Annotated in this window: 16 protein-coding genes and 1 pseudogene; 9 read left to right on the forward strand and 8 right to left on the reverse strand. The window is 76.9% G+C overall.

Translation table 11 applies throughout. The features are described from left to right. Nucleotides 1-245: 245 nt before the first annotated feature. Nucleotides 246-2,315: a SpoIIE family protein phosphatase gene (locus C0216_RS18775; RefSeq protein ID WP_114056399.1), complete on the reverse strand. Its 2,070-nt coding sequence runs from the start codon at nucleotides 2,313-2,315 to the stop codon at nucleotides 246-248. Nucleotides 2,316-2,377: 62 nt separating this feature from the next. Between C0216_RS18775 and C0216_RS18780 the strand changes: the two genes are divergently transcribed. Further along, nucleotides 2,378-2,851 (forward strand): SRPBCC family protein, encoded by a 474-nt coding sequence (locus tag C0216_RS18780; protein ID WP_114056400.1) that lies wholly within the window; start codon nucleotides 2,378-2,380, stop codon nucleotides 2,849-2,851. 29 nt (nucleotides 2,852-2,880) lie between these two features. On the opposite strand, the gene C0216_RS18785 is transcribed toward C0216_RS18780, so the two are convergent. Continuing rightward, nucleotides 2,881-3,987: a DUF6777 domain-containing protein gene (locus tag C0216_RS18785; protein WP_216827099.1), complete on the reverse strand. Its 1,107-nt coding sequence runs from the start codon at nucleotides 3,985-3,987 to the stop codon at nucleotides 2,881-2,883. 517 nt (nucleotides 3,988-4,504) lie between these two features. Between C0216_RS18785 and C0216_RS18790 the strand changes: the two genes are divergently transcribed. Then, nucleotides 4,505-5,782: a streptophobe family protein gene (locus C0216_RS18790; protein ID WP_114056401.1), complete on the forward strand. Its 1,278-nt coding sequence runs from the start codon at nucleotides 4,505-4,507 to the stop codon at nucleotides 5,780-5,782. A 10-nt stretch (nucleotides 5,783-5,792) separates the two neighbouring features. On the opposite strand, the gene C0216_RS18795 is transcribed toward C0216_RS18790, so the two are convergent. Beyond that, entirely contained in the window at nucleotides 5,793-6,434 is a 642-nt protein-coding gene (locus tag C0216_RS18795) for a hypothetical protein (protein WP_246042614.1), read from the reverse strand. Between the two features lie 4 nt (nucleotides 6,435-6,438). Further along, complete coding sequence (locus C0216_RS18800; protein ID WP_114056402.1) at nucleotides 6,439-8,856, reverse strand: FHA domain-containing protein; 2,418 nt, start codon at nucleotides 8,854-8,856, stop codon at nucleotides 6,439-6,441. 151 nt (nucleotides 8,857-9,007) lie between these two features. Here C0216_RS18800 and C0216_RS18805 point away from each other — a divergent pair, with 151 nt between their 5' ends. The 6 genes from C0216_RS18805 to C0216_RS18830 all read left to right on the forward strand — a co-directional run bounded on the left by C0216_RS18805 (nucleotide 9,008) and on the right by C0216_RS18830 (nucleotide 15,710). Beyond that, nucleotides 9,008-10,057 carry a cation diffusion facilitator family transporter gene (locus C0216_RS18805; protein ID WP_114056403.1) on the forward strand — a complete coding sequence of 350 codons (1,050 nt, stop codon included), beginning with the start codon at nucleotides 9,008-9,010 and terminating at the stop codon, nucleotides 10,055-10,057. Between the two features lie 57 nt (nucleotides 10,058-10,114). Beyond that, a complete protein-coding gene (locus tag C0216_RS18810) occupies nucleotides 10,115-10,606 on the forward strand; it encodes an NUDIX domain-containing protein (protein ID WP_114056404.1) in 492 nt (163 codons plus the stop codon). A gap of 152 nt (nucleotides 10,607-10,758) precedes the next feature. Beyond that, entirely contained in the window at nucleotides 10,759-12,438 is a 1,680-nt protein-coding gene (locus C0216_RS18815) for a serine/threonine-protein kinase (RefSeq protein ID WP_246042615.1), read from the forward strand. Further along, a complete protein-coding gene (locus C0216_RS18820; protein ID WP_114056405.1) occupies nucleotides 12,435-13,016 on the forward strand; it encodes a hypothetical protein in 582 nt (193 codons plus the stop codon). Before C0216_RS18815 ends, C0216_RS18820 begins: the two co-directional genes overlap by 4 nt. A 293-nt stretch (nucleotides 13,017-13,309) precedes the next feature. Then, nucleotides 13,310-14,782 (forward strand): hypothetical protein, encoded by a 1,473-nt coding sequence (locus C0216_RS18825; RefSeq protein WP_114056406.1) that lies wholly within the window; start codon nucleotides 13,310-13,312, stop codon nucleotides 14,780-14,782. Between the two features lie 163 nt (nucleotides 14,783-14,945). Beyond that, on the forward strand, nucleotides 14,946-15,710 hold the full coding sequence (locus C0216_RS18830; RefSeq protein ID WP_114058774.1) for a trypsin-like serine peptidase: 765 nt from the start codon (nucleotides 14,946-14,948) through the stop codon (nucleotides 15,708-15,710). Nucleotides 15,711-15,831: 121 nt separating this feature from the next. Here the strand turns inward: C0216_RS18830 and C0216_RS18835 are convergent. The 3 genes and pseudogenes from C0216_RS18835 to C0216_RS18845 all read right to left on the reverse strand — a co-directional run. After that, nucleotides 15,832-16,293: pseudogene (locus C0216_RS18835) on the reverse strand (NUDIX hydrolase); the annotation flags it as partial. Nucleotides 16,294-16,328: 35 nt separating this feature from the next. After that, nucleotides 16,329-17,948: an apolipoprotein N-acyltransferase gene (gene lnt / locus C0216_RS18840; protein ID WP_114056408.1), complete on the reverse strand. Its 1,620-nt coding sequence runs from the start codon at nucleotides 17,946-17,948 to the stop codon at nucleotides 16,329-16,331. Nucleotides 17,949-18,007: 59 nt separating this feature from the next. After that, the gene (locus C0216_RS18845) at nucleotides 18,008-18,523 is read right to left on the reverse strand and encodes a hypothetical protein (RefSeq protein WP_114058775.1); all 516 of its coding nucleotides are present in this window, start codon (nucleotides 18,521-18,523) and stop codon (nucleotides 18,008-18,010) included. Nucleotides 18,524-19,183: 660 nt separating this feature from the next. On the opposite strand from C0216_RS18845, the gene C0216_RS18855 reads away from it, so the two are divergent. After that, nucleotides 19,184-20,104, forward strand: coding sequence for an ADP-ribosylglycohydrolase family protein (locus tag C0216_RS18855; protein ID WP_246042616.1), 921 nt, complete (start codon nucleotides 19,184-19,186; stop codon nucleotides 20,102-20,104). Between the two features lie 29 nt (nucleotides 20,105-20,133). Here the strand turns inward: C0216_RS18855 and C0216_RS18860 are convergent, their stop codons facing one another. Further along, on the reverse strand, nucleotides 20,134-20,931 hold the full coding sequence (locus C0216_RS18860; RefSeq protein WP_162793265.1) for a glutamate racemase: 798 nt from the start codon (nucleotides 20,929-20,931) through the stop codon (nucleotides 20,134-20,136). Nucleotides 20,932-21,129: the final 198 nt, after the last annotated feature.

The following is a 21,129-nucleotide window of genomic DNA, read 5'->3' on the forward strand; positions in this document are numbered from 1 at the left end:
CCACGGTACGTGGCCATGGCAATGATCTTCATCCGGATTAGGGCCTGTATTGAGTTGCCCCGTGGAGCAAGGAGTGGCGTTCGGTGCGTGCCCTCGGTGTGCGGGACGAATGTCCTCGTAGCTCCGCTACGAGGACATTCGGCTCGTGCGCCGAGGGTGCGTGCCGGGCGTCGCGACGCCGCGGGGCAACTCAATACAGGCCCTAATCGCGCCGTCCCGCGGGGCCGCGCCTTCCGGGGCCTGTTTCACGGGCCGGCCGGGTGCTCGGGGACGGCGAACTCGCACCACACGCACTTGCCTCCGCCCCGGGGCTCCACACCCCAGTCCTGCGCCAGCTCCTCCACCAGCAGCAGGCCGCGCCCCGAGACGGACCAGTCGCCGGCCTGGCGGCGGTGCGGCAGGGCGCTGCTGGAGTCCTCGACCTCGATCCGGATGCGGCCCTCGGCGGTCATGCGGAGGCCGACGTGGCCCCCGCCGTCGGTGTGGACGAGGGCGTTGGTGATCAGCTCGTCCGCCGCCAGCTCGATCTCGTCCGTCAGCTCGCGGGCGCCCCAGGCCGCCGCGGCCGCCCGGATCAGGTGCCGGGCCGTCGACGGGCCCTGCGGGTCCCCGGGCGCGAGGCGCAGCCGCAGGGGGCCGCCGCCGCGCGGCGTGGGCGTGCCGCGGCGGCGCAGCAGGAGCAGGGCCATGTCGCCGCGCGCGCCCGGGTCGCCGGTCGGGTCGCACAGGACGTCGGCCAGCTCCTCCACGTCGGCGGGGCCGGTGCTGACGGCCCGTACGAGGTCGCGCATGCCGGCGGCCCGGTCGGCGCCGTGCCGTTCCAGGAGGCCGTCGGTGCACAGCACGAGCGTGTCGCCGGGGTGCAGTTCGACGCTGGTGACGGGGTAGCCGGTGCCGGCCCCCGGCTGCTCGTCCCGCGGCGCGCCCAGCGGCGGCCCCCCGGCCACGGGGACGGTGTGGCAGCTGCCGTCACCGCGCCGGACCAGCGGGTCGTGGTGCGCGGCCCGGACCATGCGCAGCATGCCGGTGGCGAGGTCCAGCTCCGCGTAGGTGCAGGCCGCCAGGCGGTCGGTGGCCAGGTCGTGGAGGAAGGCGGAGGCCCGCGCCATGGCGGTGTCGGGGGTGTGGCCCTCGGCGGCGTACGCGCGCAGCACGATCCGCAGCTGGCCCATGACTGCGGCCGCGTCGGTGTCGTGCCCCTCGACGTCGCCGATCATCACGCCGACGCGGCCCTCGCCGAGCGGGACGACGTCGTACCAGTCGCCGCCGATCTTCCGCCCCATCCGCGCGGCCCGGTAGCGGACGGCGATCCTGGTGCCGGGGACGTCGGGGATCCGGCGGGGCAGCATGGCCCGCTGCAGGCCCTCCGCGAGGTCGTGCTCCTGCTCGAACAGGATGGCGCGCTGGAGGCTCTGCGCGATGCCGCTGCCGAGCGCGACGAGCAGGTTGCGCTCCTCGGCGGTGAAGTCGCCCTCCCGCCGGTAGAGCAGGCCGAGCGCGCCGATGGCCCGGCCCTGCGCGATCAGCGGCAGGTAGACGCCGCTGTGGACGGCCAGCGGCTCGATGTACGGCCACAGGTCGGGGAACCGGAGCCGGAACTCGTCGCGGGAGGCGATGAAGACCGGCTGGAGGCTGCGGACGGCCTCGCTCATCGGGAAGCGGGCCTCGATGCGGGTGTACTCGATCTCCGGGACGTAGGTGCCGAGCCGGCCCTCGGCGACGAGGTGGATGCGCCCCCCGTCGACGATGCCGAGCATCACGCTGACGGCCCCGAGGTGGCCGAGGGCCTCCGGGTCCTTCAGCACGTCGGTGACGTCGTTGACGGTGCGGGCATGCGCGAGGATCGCCGTGGTCCGCTCGACGACGCCCGTCATCCGGCGGCGGCCCTCGTCGCGGTCCCCGCCGGCCCCGGACTCGCGGGGGTCGTGGGCGGCGTCGCGGATGATCCCGATGATCCGGTACGGGCGGCCGCCGGGCTCGCGCAGGATGTGCCCCTGGATGTGGGTCCAGGCGGCGGTGCCGTTGCGGCGGCGCCGCCGGACGTACGCCCCGTAGTGGCTGCGCCCGTCCTTGAGGGCCTGTGCCACGCGGGCGTCGAGGCGGGCCTCCTCCGGGGGCGCGAGGCGGACGCGCAGCCCGGCCGGGGTGCCGTTGAACTCGTCCGCTCGCAGGCCCAGGACCTCGAGGGCGGTTTCGTCCAGGTGCATCCGCCCGCTGTCGAGGTCCCAGTCGAAGGTGCCCATGTGGTTGAGCGCGAGGCTGGTGTCCGGCCGCGCCGGCCACTGGACCTCGGGGCTCGGTCGCCTTTCGGCCATGCTGCCAGGGTCTCACCGATCGGCGCCGCGCGCGGGGATCCGCGCGGCGCGACAATCCGGGTATGGAAGATCCCCGGGTGGTCGTGGAGCGTGAGGTGGCCGCTCCTGCGGAGCGCGTGTGGCGGGCGCTGACGGACCTGGAGGCGATGCCGCGGGTTCTGTCGGGCGTGGAGGCGGTCGAGGTGCTCACCCCGGGCCCGTTCGGGGTGGACACCCGGTGGCGGGAGACCCGCCGCATGTTCGGCTCACGGGCGACGGAGGAGATGCGGGTCAGCGTGTGCGAGGCGCCGCGCCGCTACGTCGCCGAGGCCTTCAACGCGGGGATGCGCTACGAGTCGGAGTTCCGGGTGGAGGAGCGGGCGCCGGGGCGGAGCGTCGTCCGGATGGCGTTCTCGGCGTCGCCCGCATCGGGCGGGAAGCCGCCCGGCGTGTTCCTGCGCCTGCTGAACCGGCTGGGGACGCGGGCGGCCGCCCGGGCGGTCGCGAGGGACCTGGCGGACGTGGCCGCGGCCGTCGAGACGGCCGGTCCCGGCTGACGTCCGCCCCGGCCGGGACGGTCGCCGTGTCAGGGCGCCGGGGTGGGAGACGTCGGCGGCGGGGAGGCCGGGGTCGGACCCGCCGGGGTGGGTGTCGGCTCGTACGGCTCGGTCGGCTCCTGGGAGGGGACGGGGGTCAGGCGGACGGAGGCCGTCGGGGTGGCGGAGCCGGGCTCCGTCGAGGGGGTGACGGCCCGGGACGGGGTACCGGTCCCGGTGGGGGCGGGGGTGGGGGTGGCCGTTGCGGTCGGGGTGGCCGGGGTCGCCGTTGCGGTCGGGGTGGGCGGGGCCGGAGGGGGCGTCGGCGGGGTCGGGCCGCCTGTGGGGGTCGCCGTGGCGGCCGGGCTGCGGGTGGGGTCCAGTCCGGGCGGGACGGGCGGCGGGGGGACGGGCCGGTCCGGGTCCTTGGCGCCGCCGGCCGGACGCTGGTACCAGCGTCCGTCGCGCGCGTCGTAGAACGTGATCTTGTTGATGACGACGACCGTCGGCCTGATCACCACCGTCTCCTGCGGCCGGTACGCCGCCCAGGGCTGCCCGAAGCGCCGCGAGTCCGGCTTCAGCGCGACCGGCTGGTCCAGCGGGTTGCCGCACGCGCAGCGCACCCGCGGCACGCCGTGGTCGTCGACGAGGACCGCCGTACCGGCCTGGAGCACCGCCTGGTACGGCGTGGGACGGCCGTCCTCGTAGCCGTGGTTGGTGACCCGTGTGTCGACGCGCAGGGTGACGGCGGTCAGCGAGCGCAGGAAGCCGGGGACCTCGGCAGGCCGGATGCCGAGGGCCTCGGCGAAGGCCGCGTTCTTGGCCGGTTCCGCGGACAGGGTGCGCACCTGCTTCTCGATGTCGCAGCTTGCCGTGTCGCGGGTGCCGCCGTACAGGCCCGGGGACGCGCCCGTGAGGGAGCGGGTCGTGACGGTGCCGGTGGCGGGAGGCCGGTCCGGGGCGTCCCCGGACGGCGCGGGGCTTTCGGCGGCGCCGGCCGGGACGGTCGCCGTGGACTCGGTGAAGGGCGCCCTGCCCTGCGCGGAGGCCGGTTCGAGGAACAGCTCGCCGCCCGTCGCGGACGGTACGCCGCCCGGCCGGGTCAGCACCACCGCGAGCACGACGGCCGCGGCGAGCGCCGCGACGGCGCCGGCCACTACGGGCAGGCGCCACCGGGGGCGCCGGGGGCCTCCGGGCGGGCCCGGAGTGCTCGGCGGCTCACCGCCGCCCGGACCGCCGGCTCCCCCGCCGCCCGGCGGGGGACCCCCGGATGGCGGGCCGCCGGGGGCGGACCCGCCGGCCACCGTCGGGGGGCCGGAGGCCCGGCCGCCGGAGAGCGGTCCGGCCGGCGGGCCGGCGGGCGGCCCGGAGGGCGGGCCGCCGGGGCGGTCCGAGGGCGGTGTGCCGGAAGGCTGCGTGGTCACGGGCGCTCCAGTGCCGGGCGCTTGCGACCCGGCCCCCGGCCGGCCGCCGGGGCCGCCGGTGTCGGGGCGGAGTCGGGGGCGGGCTCGCGGCGGGGTCGGGTCCGAGGCGGGTCGGGATCGGTACGGGGCCGCCGGTGTCGGGGGCGCGGTCGCCGGGACGGGCCGATCGCGGGGGTGCGGCCACTCCTGCGGACCATTGTGTGCGGCCTCCCGGTGGTGGCCGCAAGCCGGGACTGCCTACGGTGGCGCTGTGAGCCGTACGTCCGCGGACTCCCGGGGAGCCCGGCCCGCCTGGCGCGACGCCCTCGCCGCCGTCGCGGCGGGTTTCGCGGTGATGGCCGCGGTCTCCGCCGCGGGCCTGGCCTGCGCGGGCGCCGCGCGGCTGCCGGGCGCCGCCTTCCCGCACGTCGTGGCCGCCGTGGTCGTGCTCGCCGCCGGCGGCTCGGTCGACGTGGCGGGCGGCGAGGGGCTCCTCCGGGCGGAGGGCGGCCTGGCGCTGCTCCCGCTCTCCGTGAGCCTCGCCGGCGCCCTCACCGCCGGCCTGCTGTTCCTGCGCCCGCTGCGCCACAGGGCCGTCGCCGGCGGACGCGAACTCCTCGCCCGGGCCGGCCCGCTGGTGCTGCTGTGGCTGGCCGCGCTCGCCGGCACCGCGCTGCTCGCCCGCCAGGACTTCGCCGTCAGCCCCGGCGACCCGGCGCTGGAGGACGCCTCCGAACTCCTCGGGCCGGCGCCGACGGTCGGGTTCCGCGCGGACCTGCCGGCCACCCTCCTGTTCGGGCTGCTGTGGATCGCGGGCCTGCTGCTGGTGGCGCTGCTCGTCTCGCGCCGGGCACCGCTCCCGGCGCGGCTGGTCCGCTTCCACGCGGCGGTGCGGCCCGCCGCGTCCGCCACCGTCGTGCTGCTCCTCGCGTACGTGGCCCTCGGGCTCGGCGCCGGCCTGCTCGCGGCGGCCACGCGCGGCCAGCCGGACCGGGCGTTCGCCGTGATCCTGCTCGCCCTGCCCAACCTGGCGTGGCTCGCGCTCACCCTCGGCTACGGCGGGGCGTGGGACGGCCGGGCGGACGGGCCGTTCGGGCTGCCCGTGCCGCAGGTGCTGGACCGGGTCGTGCGCGACGCCGACCGGTCCGCGGTGGACGTCGCCGACCTCGCCCGCCAGGACGGGCGCATGTGGTGGCTGGTGGCCGTCACAGCCCTCGCCCTGCTCGGCACGGGCCTGCTGGCCGCCCTCCGCTCCCCCGCGCACGTACGGCCCCGGCAGCACGCCCTGCACCTGGCGGCGGCCCTCGGGGCGGCCGCCCTGGCGGTGTCCCTGCTCGCCTCCGTCGACGCGCACTTCGGGCTGGCCCTGATGGGCATCGGCGACGCGGGCGGGCTCGGCACGACAGTCGAGCTGCTTCCCGTCCTGTGGCGGAACGTGGGGCTCGCCGTGCTGTGGGGCGCGGTCGCGGGCTTCCTCGGCGCCCTGCTGGCCCGGCCGGTGCACCGGCGCGCCGCCGCCCGCGGAAGGTCCGCCGCGCGGGGGCGGTGACCGGGCGGGCTCAGCTGCCCCCCGCCTCCGGCGGGGTGACGACCTGGGTCGGCTCGCGGCCTCCGCGCCGGGCTTCCGCAGCCGGGCGCTCCGCGGAGCCGCCCTCTCCCACGGCGGTCGGCGTCGGCTCGGCCCGCGGGGCCGGCTCGCTGCCGGGCGCGGGGGCGGCGTAGGCGGCGAGGCGGGTCCCGTCGCCGTACATCCACTGGCCGGAGGCCTCGTCGTACAGCCACACGGACTCGCCGTCGACGACGGCCCCGGACCGCAGCCCGCGCGTTCGGCTGCGGAACCCCTCCTGGTCCAGCCGGCCCGCCGCGAGCTCCTCGACGGCCTGCCGGTAGCGGTCCAGGGCGTCGGCGGCGCGGGCGAGCAGCGGCAGGGGGTCCTCGGCGCGGCCGACGGGCCGGCCCCCGGTCGGGGGCGGCTGCGGCACGGCGACGAGGAGGCGGCCGTCCACCCAGGCGGACCATCCGTTGGCGCAGAGGATCTGCCCCCACTCGCCGCGCCGGGAGAGCAGCTGCACGGGCAGGAAGGGGTCGAGGGGGACGGTCGGCCGGGAGACGTCGGGCTCCTCCCAGGCCGGCATCCCGCTCTGCGGGACGACGTGTGTGGGGCGGAACTCTGCGCCGGCGTATGCCGCGGGTGCTCCCATCGCGCTACTTCCGCATGATGGCCGGCTCGTGGCGGCGCAGGAGCCGCACGACCAGCACGCCGAACAGCACGGACAGGGCGGCGAGCATGCCCAGGTCGAGCAGCCACACCCGCAGGTCGTGCGCGAACAGCGGGTCGGCGGTGAGCGCGCCGGGGACGATAGCGCCGAGGTCGACGGTGCCGGCCATGGCGCCGAGGGCCCAGCGGGAGGGCACGAGCCAGGCGATCTGGCCGATGACGGGGGCCCCGTCGAGCCGGAGCAGCGCCCCGCAGAAGACGACCTGCACGATGGCGATCAGCACCAGCAGCGGCATGGTGACCTCCTCCTTGCGGACGAGGGCGGAGACCAGCAGGCCGAGCATCATCGCGGTGAAGGACAGCAGGGCGGTGGCGAGGATGATCTCGGCGAGCGGCGGCAGCAGCACCCCGCGGCCGCCGGGGGCGTTGGTGTCGACGCCGTACAGGGCGACCAGGGTGAGGACGGCCGCCTGGGCGGTGGTGATGGCGCCGAGGACGGCCACCTTGGACATGAGGTAGGCGGATCTGGACAGGCCGACGGCCCGTTCCCGCTGGTAGATGGTGCGTTCCTTGACGAGTTCGCGGACGGCGTTGGCGGCGCCGGTCAGGACCGCGCCGACGCACAGGATGAGCAGGACGTTCATGGCGGACTCGCGGGTGAGCGAGCCCCCGGCGAGGGCGCGCGCCATGGCGCCCATGACGAACGGCAGGGCGATCATGATGGCGAGGAAGGTGCGGTCGGCGCCGAGCGCGGCGGCGTAGCGGCGCACCAGCGTGGACAGCTGTGATCCCCAGCTCTGCGCCTTGGGCGGCGGCGGGGCGGCGAAGGCTCCGGAGTGCCGCTCCCCGGCCTGCTGCGGCAGGCGGGCGGCTCCCCGGACGTACCGGCGGTACTCGGGCGAGGCGCTGAACTGCCCGGCCCAGTCGCGGCCGCGTTGGGCCTCGAACGCCTCGAACGCCTCCGGCCACTGGTCGAAGCCGAAGAAGGGCAGGGTCTCCTGCGGGGGCCCGTACCAGGCGGTGCGGCCGCCGGGGGCGAGGACGAGGACCCGGTCGCAGACGTCGAGGCTGAGGACGCTGTGGGTGACGACGATGACGGTCCGGCCGTCGTCGGCGAGGCCGCGCAGCATGTGCATGACGGAGCGGTCCATGCCGGGGTCGAGGCCGGAGGTGGGCTCGTCGAGGAACAGCAGCGAGGGCTTGGTGAGGAGTTCCAGGGCGACGGAGACCCGCTTGCGCTGTCCGCCGGAGAGGCTGTGGATGGGCTGGCCGGCGCGCTGGTCGAGGCCGAGTTCGGTGATGACCTCGTCGACGCGGGCCTGCCGCTCGGCCTTCGCCGTGTCCTGCGGGAAGCGGAGTTCGGCGGCGTAGGAGAGGGCGCGGCGGACGGTGAGCTGCGCGTGCAGGATGTCGTCCTGGGGGACGAGCCCGATGCGGCTGCGGAGTTCGGCGTAGTCGCGGTAGAGGTCGCGGCCGTCGTAGAGGACGGTGCCGTGGTCGGCGGGGCGCAGTCCGGTGAGGGCCCCCAGCAGGGTGGACTTGCCGGCCCCGCTGGGTCCGACGACGGCGAGGAGGCATCGGGCGCCGACGGGGAAGGAGACGTGGTCGAGGAGGGTCTTGCGGCCGCGGTCGACGGTGACGGTGAGGTCCTGGACGTCGAGGGAGACCTCGCCGGTGTCGGTGTACTCCTGGAGGCGGCCGCCGACCAGGCAGAGGGCGGTGTGGCCGATGCCGATGATGTCGCCCTCGGAGACAGCGGCGCGCCCGGTGCGGACGCCGTTCAGGTAGGTGCCGTTGTGGCTGCCGAGGTCGTGGATTTCGTGGGTGCCGTCGGGAAGGGCGCGGAGCTCGGCGTGCCGGCGCGAGACGACGAGGTCGTCGATGACGAGGTCGTTGTCGTCGGCGCGGCCGATGCGGACGGCGGTGCTGGCGGGGACCTGCCGGATGGAGGTGGGGCGGCGGAAGGTGCCCGTCAGCGACGGGCCGGAGACGCCGGCCGGGGCGGCGGGCGCGGCCGCGGGCGGGGGCGCGGGCGGGGGCGCGTCGGCGAGCGGGCCCACGGGCGGCGCGGCGGCGGCCGGGCCGCGGTCGAGGAGGAGGGCGCGCGGGCCGTCGGTGGCGCTGCCGAAGCGGAGTTCGCTGCCGGGCCCCACACTCCACTCGCGGACGCGGTGGCCGTCGGCCCAGGTGCCGTTGGTGCTGCCCTCGTCCTGGACGGTCCAGTGGTCGCCGTCGGGGCGCAGCACGGCGTGGTGCCAGGAGACGCGGGCGTCGTCGAGGCAGATCTCGCAGAGGGGGTCGCGGCCGACGTGGTAGGTCCGGCTCGGGCTCATCGGGGTGGAGCCCGCGTCGGTTTCCAGGACTAGCTCGGGCGCGGCTGACGGCACACCTGAGGGCTGGGCCATGAGCAGATTTTCCCACGATCCTTCCGGCCGGGCATAACCGCAGGTCAGAGGGGTGTTAACCGTAATGACAACGGTCCCCGTTGCAGCCTTTGCCCATTGCTTCACAGTGCGCTTCACTTCACGCGTCGGAACCGACCGGACGGGGGACGCCATGAGCGTGCACGACCAGATGCACGACGCCGGACACACGCACGACCAGGGCCGCGGCCACGGGCACGACGGGCACGGGCACGGACCCGGCGGGCACTCCCACGGAGTGTCCGCGGACGCGGACCGGCGGTGGCTGGCCGCGGCACTGGTCCTGATCGGCACCTTCATGGCCGTCGAGGTGGTCATCGGAGTGATCGCCCGCTCGCTCGCCCTGATCTCCGACGCGGCGCACATGCTGACCGACGCCGTCTCGATCGTCCTCGCGCTCATCGCGATGCGGCTCGCGGCCCGCCCCGCGCGCGGCGGGTTCACCTACGGGCTCAAGCGCGCGGAGATACTGTCCGCCCAGGCCAACGGCCTCACCCTGCTGCTGCTGGCCGTCTGGCTGGCGTACGAGGCGGTCGAGCGGCTGATCGACCCGCCGCCGGTCGCGGGCGGCCTGGTGCTCGTCACCGCGCTCGCCGGCATCCTCGTCAACATCGCCGCGGCCTGGTGCATCTCCCGGGCGAACCGCTCCTCGCTCGCCGTCGAGGGTGCCTACCAGCACGTCCTGAACGACCTGTTCGCGTTCATCGGCACGGCCGTCGCCGGCCTCGTCGTCCTGACCACCGGCTTCCGGCAGGCCGACGCGATCGCCACGCTCGTCGTGGTGGCGCTGATGGTCAAGGCGGGCTACGGGCTGGTCCGCGAATCCGGCCGGATCTTCCTGGAGGCGGCCCCCGCCCACCTGGACCCGGACGCGGTCGGCGACCGGCTGGCCGGGCACCCGCCGGTGGCGGAGGTCCACGACCTGCACATCTGGACGATCACCTCGGGCCAGGCCGCCCTGTCGGCCCACGTGCTGGTCGAGCCGGCGGGCGACTGCCACGCGGTCCGGCGGGACCTGGAGCGGCTGCTGTCCAAGGAGTACGGCATCACCCACACCACGCTCCAGGTGGACCACGCCCAGGAGGCGCTGCTCACCGTCGGCCGGACGGCGGACGACGGCGCCGACCCGCACTGCGCCGAGGCGCACGGCCCGGTCCACCGCCAGGGCCCGCACGACCACTGAGCCGCCGCGGCGCGCCGGCCGCGACTGCCGGTGCGCCCGCCGGGCATACATGCGGCCATGACGACGAAGCGCAGTGCGGGGCTCCTCCTCTTCCGCGAGACGGGGGCGGCGGCCGGATCCGGGGCCGCCCCGGCGGTCGAGGTACTGCTCGGCCACATGGGCGGCCCGCTCTGGGAGCGGCGCGACGCCGGCGGCTGGGCCATCCCGAAGGGGGAGTACGAGCCGGACGAGGCGCCCCTCGACGCGGCCCGGCGGGAGTTCACCGAGGAGATCGGCCTGCCCCCGCCGGACGGCCCGTACCTCCCGCTGGGCGAGGCCCGGATGCCGAGCGGCAAGCAGGTGGTGGTCTGGGCGGTCCGCGCCGACCTCGACCCGGCGCTCATGGTTCCCGGCACCTTCCTGATGGAGTGGCCGCCCCGCTCGGGGCGGACGCAGGAGTTCCCGGAGCTCGACAGGGTGGCCTGGTTCACCCCCGAGGAGGCCAAGGCGAAGCTGATCGCCTCACAGGTCACCTTCGTCGAACGGCTGTTGCAGCTGCAGGCCGGTTGAGCGGAGCCCGGGCGCCCCCGGAGCGGACAGCGGCCCGAGTTGCCGCGGCCGGGTTGGGAACCGGCCCGGCCGGAAACCGTGTCACTGGGAGTGCCCGGCCGGCTACGCGGCCGGGCCGGGGCCACGGCGACGCCACGGACGGGGGGCAGGCGATGACGGTGTACGGCTGGACGGTGCCCGGCTACACGCACGTCCGGGAGCTCGGCGCAGGCGGCGGCGGCCGCGTGGTCCTCGCCGTGCACGGGGCGACCGGTACGCCCGTCGCGGTGAAGTACCTGGGCGAGCGGCTCCGCGAGGACCCGGCGTTCCTCGCGGAGTTCAGGGCCGAGGCGCGGCTCCTGGGCGGCCTGGACTCCCCGTACGTGGTGCGGCTGTACGAGTACGTGGAGGCGCCGGGCGGCGCCGCGATCGTGATGGAGCTCGTCGACGGGATCTCGCTGCGGGCCGTGCTGCGGGAGGCGGGGCAGACCGGGCCCGAGGCGGCACTGGCCGTGCTGAAGGGCTCGCTGCTCGGCCTGGCGACGGCGCACCGGACGGGCGTCGTCCACCGCGACTACAAGCCGGAGAACGTCCTCGTCGCGGCCGACGGCACCTCCAAGCTCGTCGATTTCGGGATCGCGGCGCGCCGCGGGACGACCCCCGGCGTCGCGGGGACGCCCGCCTACATGGCGCCCGAGCAGTGGCAGGGGCGGCCGGCCTCCCCCGCGGCCGACGTGTACGCGGCGACGGCCACGTTCTTCGAGTGCCTGACCGGCCACAAGCCGTTCCCCGGGCAGAACTTCGCCGAACTCGCCGTCCAGCACGTGGAGGCGCCGGTACCGGAGGACGAGGCGCCGGAGACGGTCCGGCCGCTGATCCGCCGCGGCATGGCGAAGGCGCCGGAGCAGCGCCCGGGCGACGCCGAGGAGTTCGTCGCGGAACTGGAGCACCTGGCGCTCGCCGCGTACGGGCCCGACTGGGAGGAGCGCGGGCAGCGCAGGCTTGCGGCGGCGGCCGCGCTGCTGCCGCTGCTGTTCCCGTCCTCGGGGGGCGCGGCCTCGGGGACGACGGCGGTCGCGACGACGTCGCTGGGGCGGGGGTCGGGCTGGGCGCCCGGGCGGCGCGGGTCGATCGCCGCGGGAGCGGCCCTCGTGCTGGGGATCGTCATCGGGGCGACGTACAGCGCGGTGGGCGGCGAGCCGGGGGGCGCACGGACGGTGAACTCGTTCGCGACGTCGCGGCCGGCGCCGCCCGGGCCGGAATACGGCTCGCCCCGGCCGGAGCCGTCCGGGTCGGCGGGGCCGTCCGGGTCGGCGGGGCCGTCCGGGTCGCCGCCGGGGTCGCCGTCGCCGTCGCCGTCGCCGTCGGCGAGCGGTTCGCCCGCGCCCTGGCCGTCGCTGTCGGCCCGCCCGTCGCCGAGCCGTTCGGCGGTGGTGCGGCCGTCGGCGTCCGCCTCGCCGGCGCGCCCGCCGTCCCCTCGGCCCTCGGCGACCACCACGCCGACGCCGAAGCCGACGCCGGTCGTGCACGCCGTCGGGGTGCAGCTCGCGCAGACCGGCCCGGACACGGCGGCGGCGGAGATCTCGTTCAAGACGACCGGCACGGGAACGGTCCGGGTCACTGTCCAGTGGTTCACGGGCGACGACGGCGACGCCTTCGCCGAGCCCGACGGCACCACCGTGTACGACCACACGGCGGGCGGCGGTACGGCGGCCCTGGCGGCGGCCGGGCCGGTCACGCACACGTTCAAGGGCGGCGGCTGCCACTGGGGCGTCCGGGTGACGACCTCCCCGGCGGCAGGACAGGGCCCGGCCACCGACAGCCTCGTCGTGAGGAGGTGCTCCCCCGCATGAACAACGACGACGACGAATACAGCGCCACCGTGCTCGGCAGCCACTGGATCGACCGGCCGCCGGAGCCCCGGGACGCCGTCCCCGACCGGGTCGAGGGCTCGGTCCTGCGGTTCGGCCCGGGGGTGACGGCGGCCGCGCCGGCCCCGTTCCCCGTGGTGCTCCCGCCGCGCGCGCGGCGGCGCCCGGAATGGCGCCGCTACACCCTGGCCGGTGCCGTCCTGCTCGGAGTGCTCGGCTACCTGGCGTGGCAGGAGTGGGGGCCGGGGCTGGCGGTGCGGGAGGTGTCGGCGGCCACCGCGGACGGCCGGGACCCCGGCTGCGACTCGACCGCCGACGTGGTGGCCGTCGTACGGACCAACGGGCGCCCGGGGACGATCACGTACCGCTGGCTCCGCAGCGACGGCACCCGCACGGAGGCCCTCTCCGAACGGGTCCCGCGCGGCCGCGACGAGGCCCGGCTGCACCTGCTGTGGACGTTCCGCGGCGAGGGCGTCTACGAGGCGTCCGCGACCGTCGAGATCGTCTCCCCCGACACCCGCACCGCCCGCACCGCCTTCACGTACCGCTGCGACCGCTAGTGCTGTGACCGGGAAGGTTTGCCGGGGCGCGGTGTCCGGTGCGGTGCATCGCGAGGCGGCGGGCCGCAACGCGTACGGGGCGTACGTGTGCGGTCCGCCGACGCGGCGAGGCGCCGTGCCGGGCGCCGTGACCCGGTGAACCTTCCCGGCCACAGCACTAGGGGGCCGTCGCCCGGATCGCGGGGCGTGCGCTCCCGCGCCGCGGTGCACGACGGCGCGGAGGGAAACCGCCCGGGGCGTCCATAGACTGGCACCTTCCGCTCGCACACTCCTTCGAGGATTCGAACCGCACCATGGCATTTCCCACGAGAACCGCCCTCCGTCGCCTTCCCGTGTGGCTGCTGCCGGTGCTGTGGACGACGGGGCTCGGACTGTGGGGGCTGTCCCGGCAGGACAGCGTGTGGCGGGACGAGGCGGCCACCTGGCAGGTCGCCGGGCGGTCGGCGGGGGACATCTGGGCGATGCTCGGGAACGCCGACGCCGTGCACGGGCTGTACTACCTCCTGATGCACGGCCTCTTCGAGGTGTTCGGGCCGGGCACGGCGACCCTGCGGCTGCCGTCGGTGCTGGCGGTCGCCGCCGCCTCGGCGTGCACGGCCCTGCTCGGGGAGCGCCTGGCGGGCCGCTGGGCCGGCCTGGGGGCGGGGTTCGCGCTGCCGCTGCTGCCCGCCGTGCAGTTCCACCTCCAGGAGGGCCGCCCGTACGCCCTGGTCGCGGCCGGCACCGGGCTGTCGACGCTGCTGCTGGTGTCGCTGCTCGCGGACGGGGCCGGGGCGGAGGGAGCGCGGGCGGACCGGCGGCGGTGGCCGCGCTGGACGGCGTACGCGCTGGCGGTGCTCGTGTGCGCGCTGCTGAACTGGCTGTCGCTGCTCGTCCTCCCGGCGCACGCGGCAACCCTGTGGTGGACGGGCGCGCCGCGGGCCGTGGCGGCGCGCTGGGCGGCAGCGGCGGCCGGGGCTGCAGCCGGAGTGCTGCCGCTGGTGCTCTTCAGCCGGAGCCAGTCCGGCCAGGTGTCCTGGATACCGCCGCTGACCTGGCACATGATGATCGGTCCGGCCGTCCTGCTGGCGGTGGGCGGGCTGTGCGCGGCGGCGGACCGGCCGCGCGCGGGCCGGCTGTCGGCCGCGGCCGTGGGCCTGCCGCTGCTGGCGGTGCCGCAGCTGGGCCTGATCGGGCTGTCGCTGGTGCAGCCGCTGTTCGTGGAGCGGTACGTGCTGTTCGGCATGCTGGGGCTGGCGCTGCTGGTCGGCGCGGCGCTGGGAGCGGGCGTACGGGCCCTCGCGCCCCGGTTCCCGCGGGCGTCGGGCCTGGTGGTGCCGGTCGTGGTGGCGGCGGCGGTGCTCGCGCTGCTGCCGCAGTCGCTGGCCAAGCGGTCGCCGGCGAGCCGGGTCGACGACGTGCTGGCGGTGGCCGGGGAGGTGGCCCGGCTGGGGCGGCCGGGTGATGCGGTGGTGTTCGTACCGGCGGCCCGCAGGGACACGGCGCTGGTCTCCCCCGGGGCGTTCGCGGGGCTGGCGGACGTCGCGCTGGAGCGCAGTCCGGCCGAGTCGGCGACGCTCAAGGGCGAGGAGGCGGATCCGGCGCGGATCCGGGCCGCCCTGCTGGCGCAGCGCCGGGTGCTGCTGGTGACGGACGCCGCCCGGGTCGCGAAGCCGTCGGGCGCCGCCCGGGACGCGGCGAAGGCGAAGGTCCTCGCGGAGCATTTCACGGTGGTGGCGGACCGGGAGGTGCGGGGCCGGCGGGTGACGGTGTACGAGCGCCGATAGGGCCTGTGTTGAGTTGCCCCGCGGGGCAACTCAACACAGGCCCCAGGGGACGCGTCCGGGCCGGTCCGGGGTGGCCTCCGGGCCGGGATTCACAGCGGATTCATATGGAATAGCGGGCTCCGTCCATGGTTTCGAGGGGGAGGCTCGGACCATGATCCCGCGCATGCCGAGCCGAACGCCGCGCCGCACCCGCGTCCGCCGGGCCGCCCGGACGCCCGCGGCCCTCGCCGCGATGGCCGCCCTGCTGGGTGCCCACGTGCCCGACGCCTCCGCCCTGCCGCCCCCGGGCACCACCGCGCCCGCGCCGCCGGGCACGGCGGCGGACCGGGTCGGGCCTCTGTTCGCAGGAGGCCTGGACGGCGGCCACTTCTGCACGGCCTCCGTGGTCCGCAGCGCGGGCCAGGACCTGATCGCCACCGCCGCGCACTGCCTCGCCGACCCGCTGAACACGTTCTTCGCACCCGGCTACCGCGACGGCAGGGCCCCGTACGGGGTGTGGCGGCTGACCGGCGTCCACACGGCGCCGTCGTGGACCGAGCGCGAGGATCCGGACGCCGACCTGGCCTTCGCCACGGTCGTCCCGGCGGGCGGCGGTGCGGCCCTGCCCGTGGAGGAGGCCGTCGGCGGCTTCCCGGTGGCGGGCGGGCAGCCGGCCGGGACGGCGGCGACGGTCCTCGGCTACCCGCGCACCGCGGAGGCGCCGCTGCGCTGCACGAACACGACGGCCCTGCACACGCCGACGCAGCGGCGGATCGACTGCCCCGGCCTCAGCGGCGGCACGAGCGGCAGCCCGTGGCTGACGGGCGGCGCCGTGGCCGGCGTACTCGGCGGGCACGAGGGCGGGGGCACGGACCCGGACGTCTCGTACAGCGCGGTGATGGGCGACCGGGCGGTGCGGCTGTACCGGGAGGCCGCGGCGCGGGCCTGACCCGCCGCGGGCCGGCCTACTCGGGGATCCCCTCGGGCACCCAGGCGGGGGCCGCCTCCTGCCCGGCCGGGACACCCGCCGCAGCGGGCACCGCCGCGGGCTCCGCGGGGAGCTCCGCCGCGGGCGCGAACCAGGTCGGCCCGCCGGCGAGGGCGTGGCGGATCCGGTGGAGGGCGAAGGGGTGGAGCGGCGGCAGGGCGTCCGGCTCGAACCAGCCGACCTCCAGCGACTCGTGGTCGTTGACGCGGGCCTCGCCGCCCGTGGCGCGGCAGCGGAACGTGGTGTCCTGGAACTGGCAGACGTCACCGTTGGGATAGGTGAACGGTTCGAGCATCTCGACGAGGACGACCTGCTCGGGGACGCAGCGGACGGCCGTCTCCTCGTACACCTCGCGCACGGCGGTGTCGGCGGGCTGCTCCCCCGGCTCGGGGATGCCGCCGATCACGGACCAGCCGCCGGTGTCGGCGCGGCGGCCGAGCAGCACGCGTCCGAGGTCGTCGACGACGACGGCGGTGACGCCGGGAAGCAGGAGGAGCCGGTTCCCTGCGTGTTCGCGGATCTCGCGGATGAACTCAGGTGTCATCCCCCGACCATACGAGGCCGCGGGCGCGGCCCCCGTCAGGCGGCGCGGCCGCGGGAGCGGATCCGCCGTGACAGGGCCAGGCCGAGCCCGCCGGCGGCGAGCACGAGGAGCACGTACTCCGGCAGCGGGCCGAGGCGGGTGGCGGGCGTCTCCGTGGAGCGCAGCGGGATCTCGGCGACGAGCGCGTCCGCGGTGAACATCTCCGTCTGCCGGACGACCCTGCCGTCGGGGCGGATGACGGCGCTGACGCCGCTGGTGACGGGGACGAGGACGGTCCGGCTGTGCTCGACGGCCCGGACGCGGTCCATGGCCAGCTGCTGGTAGGTCATCTGGGTGCGGCCGAAGGTGGCGTTGTTGCTCGGCACGGCGATGACCTGGGCACCGGCCCGGACGGTGGAGCGGACGGCGTCGTCGAAGGCGGCCTCGTAGCAGGTGACCATGCCGACGCGGCTCCCGGCCATGTCGAAGACGCCGGGCTCCTTGCCGGGGCCGAAGTCGCGGCTCACCCGGTCCACGTCCTTGCTGAACAGGCGCACCACGGACCGCATGGGGATCCGCTCGCCGAAGGGCTGGATCTTGCGCTTGTCGTAGGTGTCGGTGGGGCCCTTCTCGGGGTCCCAGCGGATCACCGTGTTGCGGAGCGGTCCCGTCTCGGGGGCCAGGACGGCGCCGATCGAGACGGGCACGCCGACGGCCTTCACCGCGTTGTCGATGACGCGGTAGGCGTCCGGCTGGGTGAAGGGGTCGATGTCGGAGGAGTTCTCCGGCCAGACCACGAAGTCGGGCCGGGGGGTCTTGCCCGCACGGGCCTCCTCGGCGAGCTGGAGGGTCCGGTTGGCGTGGTTGTCGAGGACGGCGCGGCGCTGGGCGTTGAAGTCGAACCCGGCGCGCGGGACGTTTCCCTGGATGACGGCGGCCACCGCCGTGCCGTCCTCGGCGGCGGAGGAGACGAGGGGGCGGGCCGCGAGGGCCGCTCCGAGGGGGGCCGCGACGGCGAGTGCGGCGATGGCGGCGGCGGCCGGGCGCGGCCTCTCGCGGGCGGCGAGCAGGGCGGCGTACAGGCCGAAGCCGCACAGGGCGGTGGCGAAGGACAGCAGCGGGGTGCCGCCGACGGCGGCGAGGGGCAGGAGGATGCCGTCCGCCTGCCCGAAGGCGAGCTTGCCCCAGGGGAAGCCGCCGAAGGGGGCGCGGGCCCGCAGCGCCTCGCCGGCGGTCCAGACGGCGGCCGCCCACAGCGGCCAGGCGGGCAGCCGGCCGACGAGGGCGATGCCGGTGGCGGTGAGGGCGATCATGAGGGCTTCGAGGGTGGCCAGGGCGATCCACGGGACCGGGCCGACGCCCTGGCTGGTCCACACGAGCAGCGGCAGCAGGAAGCCCAGGCCGTGGAGGAGGCCGAGCCCGGACGCGGCACGGGCCCGGCGGCCGCGCAGGCAGCCGGCGAGCACGGCGAGGGCGACGGGCGCCAGCCACCACAGGGGCCGCGGCGGGAAGCTCAGGTAGAGCAGTGCACCGGAGCCGGCGGCGAGGAGGGCGCGGACCGCGGCGGCCCTCCGCCCGGACTGCTCGGCGCCCGCGGGCCGCGCGGAAGGGGAACCGGCACCGGCGACGGCTTCCGCTCCGGCGGTTCGGGGCTCTCGGGTGACACTGCTGCTCATCTGGCGGAGTGTACGCGGCCGGTCCGCCGGGGCGGGCTCGGGCGGGTCGGGCGGCGTGCTCAGCGGGTGTGCGTCCGCAGGTGGGTGTCGATCACGCGGACCGCGTTCTCGGCGTCGTCGACGGTGACGGTGAAGAGCCTGCCGTCGCCGAGGTGGAGCGCGAGGCCCTCGCCGCGGCGCACGATGACGGCGGTGCCCTTCTGGGGCCGCCAGCGGTGGCCCCAGCCGCCCCACTGCTGCGGGGTGATGTGGGGCAGGTACTCGGCGCGGGTGACCTCGGCGAGGCGGACGGTGCGGCGCGGCAGGCCGATGTGGCCGCAGCGGACCTCCAGGGCCTCGGCGTCGATGGTGACGGCCACGTACACGAAGGCGAGGGTGCCGTACAGGATCAGCAGGCCGACGGCGATGCAGCCGACGACGGCCATGAGCAGCGCCACGGTGCCCGCGCCCCACGAGGAGGCGACGGCCAGCTGGATGCCGAGCGCCAGGGATGCGGCGCCGGCGAGGGCCAGCAGCCACTGGGCGCGGTTCGAGGCCCGGCCCGTCCAGAGCGGACCAGGGGGGTGACCCGTCATGGGCAGCAGCGTACTCACGTTCCGCAGGTGCGGCACCGCCTCGCGTCCGCGCCTGTCCGGGGAGGGTCTCGGTCTCGAACGCCGGACGCTGTCCGGAACGGGCCCGGAGCGGGCCGTCAGCCGGGCAGGAGCCCGACCGGCGCGTCGCGGAGGGCAGGGCGGCGGGCGGTCGCGAACCGGTGCAGCGTGCGGGAGCCGGACGCCACGCGCCGGGCAGTGCGGCGGCGCTCGCGGTCGTACGCGCGCACGGCCGCGGGCAGCCCGGCCCGCCCGTGGGCGGCTGCGGCCGGCCGAGCGCCTCGCGCCGGGGCAGGGCGGCACAGGCGTCCTGCCCCCGGGTGGGGCGCCATGGCGGGGCCGCCGCCGGCCCGGTCCGGCGGTGAGGGCGTCGGCCGGGCAGGGGGTCGGCGTCGCCTGTCGGGGCGCTCGGCCACCCGGTCGGCGCCGACTGCGCCCCGCACGGCCCGCCTGCTGCGCGCGGCCTGCTTGCCGTCCGAGCCCCGCGCACCCCCGCGCCCTCACCCTTGCGAGGGACGGCGCGCTCTGGCACCTCCTCTCCACGGCCCCGGCCGCACCGGCCGCCGCCGGGCTGGACGATCTGGACGCGTTCGCCCGCGGCGTGCTGGACTGTGCCTGCCCCGACCTGCACGAGGAGGCCCCTTGACGACCCGTCTCGACCGCGCCGCGGGCGCAGTGCTGGGCTCCGCCGTCGGCGACGCGCTCGGCGCGCCCTACGAGTTCGGGCCCGCCGGGGAACTCGACGCCCGCGGGTCGGAGATGCGCGGGGGCGGCGGCTGGGACCCCGGCGAGGCCACCGACGACACGCAGATGGCCGTCCTCGTCGGCGAGTCCCTCCTCGACCACGGCGGGCTCGAACTCCCCGACGTCTTCGACCGGTTCCGGCGCTGGGCGGCCGCCGGGCCGAAGGACATCGGGCTCCAGACGGAACAGGTGCTCACCGGCGGCGACCCGTGGGACCTCGCCGCGGCGCTGCACTTCCAGGTGAACGCGCGGGCGGCCGGCAACGGCTCCCTCATGCGGGCGTCGACCTCGGCGGTGTTCTTCGCGGCGGCCGGGCAGGAGGCCACCATGGACGCGGCCCGGCGCCTGGCCGCCCTGACCCACGGCGACCCTGCGGCCTGGGAGGGCACGGCCCTCCTCCACGAACTCGTCCGCGCTGCGCTCGACGGGGCCGACCCGCTGGAGCGGCTGCCGCAGGCGCTGGCGGCGGTCGCCCCGGAGCAGCGCGAACGCTACGCCCGCGTCCTCGCCCCGGACTGGCACCCCGGCCTCGCCACCGAGTTCAACGGCGCCGTGTGGCCCTGCCTGGGCTCGGCGGTATGGGCCCTGCGGACGACCACCGGCTTCGCGGAGGCCGTACGGGCCGCGGTGAACCTGGGCGGGGACACGGACACGGTGGCCGCGGTCACGGGCACCCTGGCCGGCGCCCGCTACGGCCGGGCGGCGATCCCCCCGGAGTGGACCACGCCCCTGCACGTACCGCTCCCCGGCTCCGGCGGCCGCGTCCTGGACGCCCGGTCCCTGGACGACCTCGCGGCCCGGCTGGCCGGGGCGGCGTAGGGCGGCGGACCGCACCGCCGCCCGCGGGGTCAGCGGCCGCCGACGGCGGCGCCCTCACCGGCCAGCAGCCGCCCTTCGGCGTATGCGAGCGCGGCGGCGGACAGGGCGCCCTCGCTGCCGCTGAGCAGCACGGTCAGGGTGCCGGTGGCGGGAGCGCCCGGGTCGGGGGCGGCGCCGATCCGGCGCAGCGCCTGGACGGCGACCGGCTCGGCGGAACCGTGGTAGACGAGGCCGGCCCCGCCGGTCCGCTCGGCCAGCGCCGCCCGTACGGCGGGTTCGACGAGCTCGTAGTGGGTGCAGCCGAGGACGACGTCGGTGACGTCGGCCGGGGTGAGGGCGGCGGCAGCCGCGACGGCGGCCGACACGGCATCGGCGTCGCCCGCCTCGACGGCGTCGGCGAGCCCCGGGCAGGGCACCTCGGTGACGTGCGCCCCGGCCGCGAAGTCGCGGATCAGGCCGCGCTGGTACGGGCTGCCGGTCGTGGCGGGGGTGGCCCAGATGGCGACGCGCCCGCCCGCCGCGGCGGCGGGCTTGATCGCGGGCACGGTCCCGATGACGGGAATCGCCGGCTCCAGCTCGGCCCGGATGGCGGGGAGGGCATGGACCGTGGCGGTGTTGCAGGCGATGATCAACGCGTCCGGCCGCAGCGCGGCGGCGGCACGCGCGACACCGAGCGCCCGCCCGGCCAGGTCGGCGGGGGTCCGCGGCCCCCAGGGCATGCCGTCGGGGTCGGAGGACAGGACCAGGTCGGCGTCCGGCCGCTGCCGCCGCATCGCGGCGGCAGCCGCGAGGAGGCCGATTCCGGAGTCCATGAGGGCGATCTTCACCTGGTCACCTTAATCGACGCACCCCTCCGGGCCGCCCCGACGGGCCCCCGCTGTGTGCCGCGGCACACCCGCCGGACCAGGTCCTGCCGCCCCGGGGGCGCCGGCTCCGCCCCCGGTGTCCGGCCCCGTGCACCGCAAGGCGGAGGAGCGCCCGCGTGCCGGGCGAACGCAGGGTCGCCCGACCGCGCGCGGCGAGGT

The sequence above is a fragment of the Streptomyces globosus genome (assembly GCF_003325375.1).
Lineage (GTDB): Bacteria > Actinomycetota > Actinomycetes > Streptomycetales > Streptomycetaceae > Streptomyces > Streptomyces globosus_A.

Bases quoted from the DNA above. Each gene is read 5' to 3' on its own strand.
- C0216_RS18825 (WP_114056406.1), top strand. From the start codon at position 13,310: ATGGCATTTCCCACGAGAACCGCCCTCCGTCGCCTTCCCGTGTGGCTG.
- C0216_RS18820 (WP_114056405.1), top strand. From the start codon at position 12,435: ATGAACAACGACGACGACGAATACAGCGCCACCGTGCTCGGCAGCCAC.
- C0216_RS18815 (WP_246042615.1), top strand. From the start codon at position 10,759: ATGACGGTGTACGGCTGGACGGTGCCCGGCTACACGCACGTCCGGGAG.
- C0216_RS18830 (WP_114058774.1), top strand. From the start codon at position 14,946: ATGCCGAGCCGAACGCCGCGCCGCACCCGCGTCCGCCGGGCCGCCCGG.
- C0216_RS18780 (WP_114056400.1), top strand. From the start codon at position 2,378: ATGGAAGATCCCCGGGTGGTCGTGGAGCGTGAGGTGGCCGCTCCTGCG.
- C0216_RS18795 (WP_246042614.1), bottom strand. From the start codon at position 6,434: ATGGGAGCACCCGCGGCATACGCCGGCGCAGAGTTCCGCCCCACACAC.
- C0216_RS18810 (WP_114056404.1), top strand. From the start codon at position 10,115: ATGACGACGAAGCGCAGTGCGGGGCTCCTCCTCTTCCGCGAGACGGGG.
- C0216_RS18805 (WP_114056403.1), top strand. From the start codon at position 9,008: ATGAGCGTGCACGACCAGATGCACGACGCCGGACACACGCACGACCAG.
- C0216_RS18845 (WP_114058775.1), bottom strand. From the start codon at position 18,523: ATGACGGGTCACCCCCCTGGTCCGCTCTGGACGGGCCGGGCCTCGAAC.
- C0216_RS18800 (WP_114056402.1), bottom strand. From the start codon at position 8,856: ATGGCCCAGCCCTCAGGTGTGCCGTCAGCCGCGCCCGAGCTAGTCCTG.
- C0216_RS18775 (WP_114056399.1), bottom strand. From the start codon at position 2,315: ATGGCCGAAAGGCGACCGAGCCCCGAGGTCCAGTGGCCGGCGCGGCCG.
- lnt (WP_114056408.1), bottom strand. From the start codon at position 17,948: ATGAGCAGCAGTGTCACCCGAGAGCCCCGAACCGCCGGAGCGGAAGCC.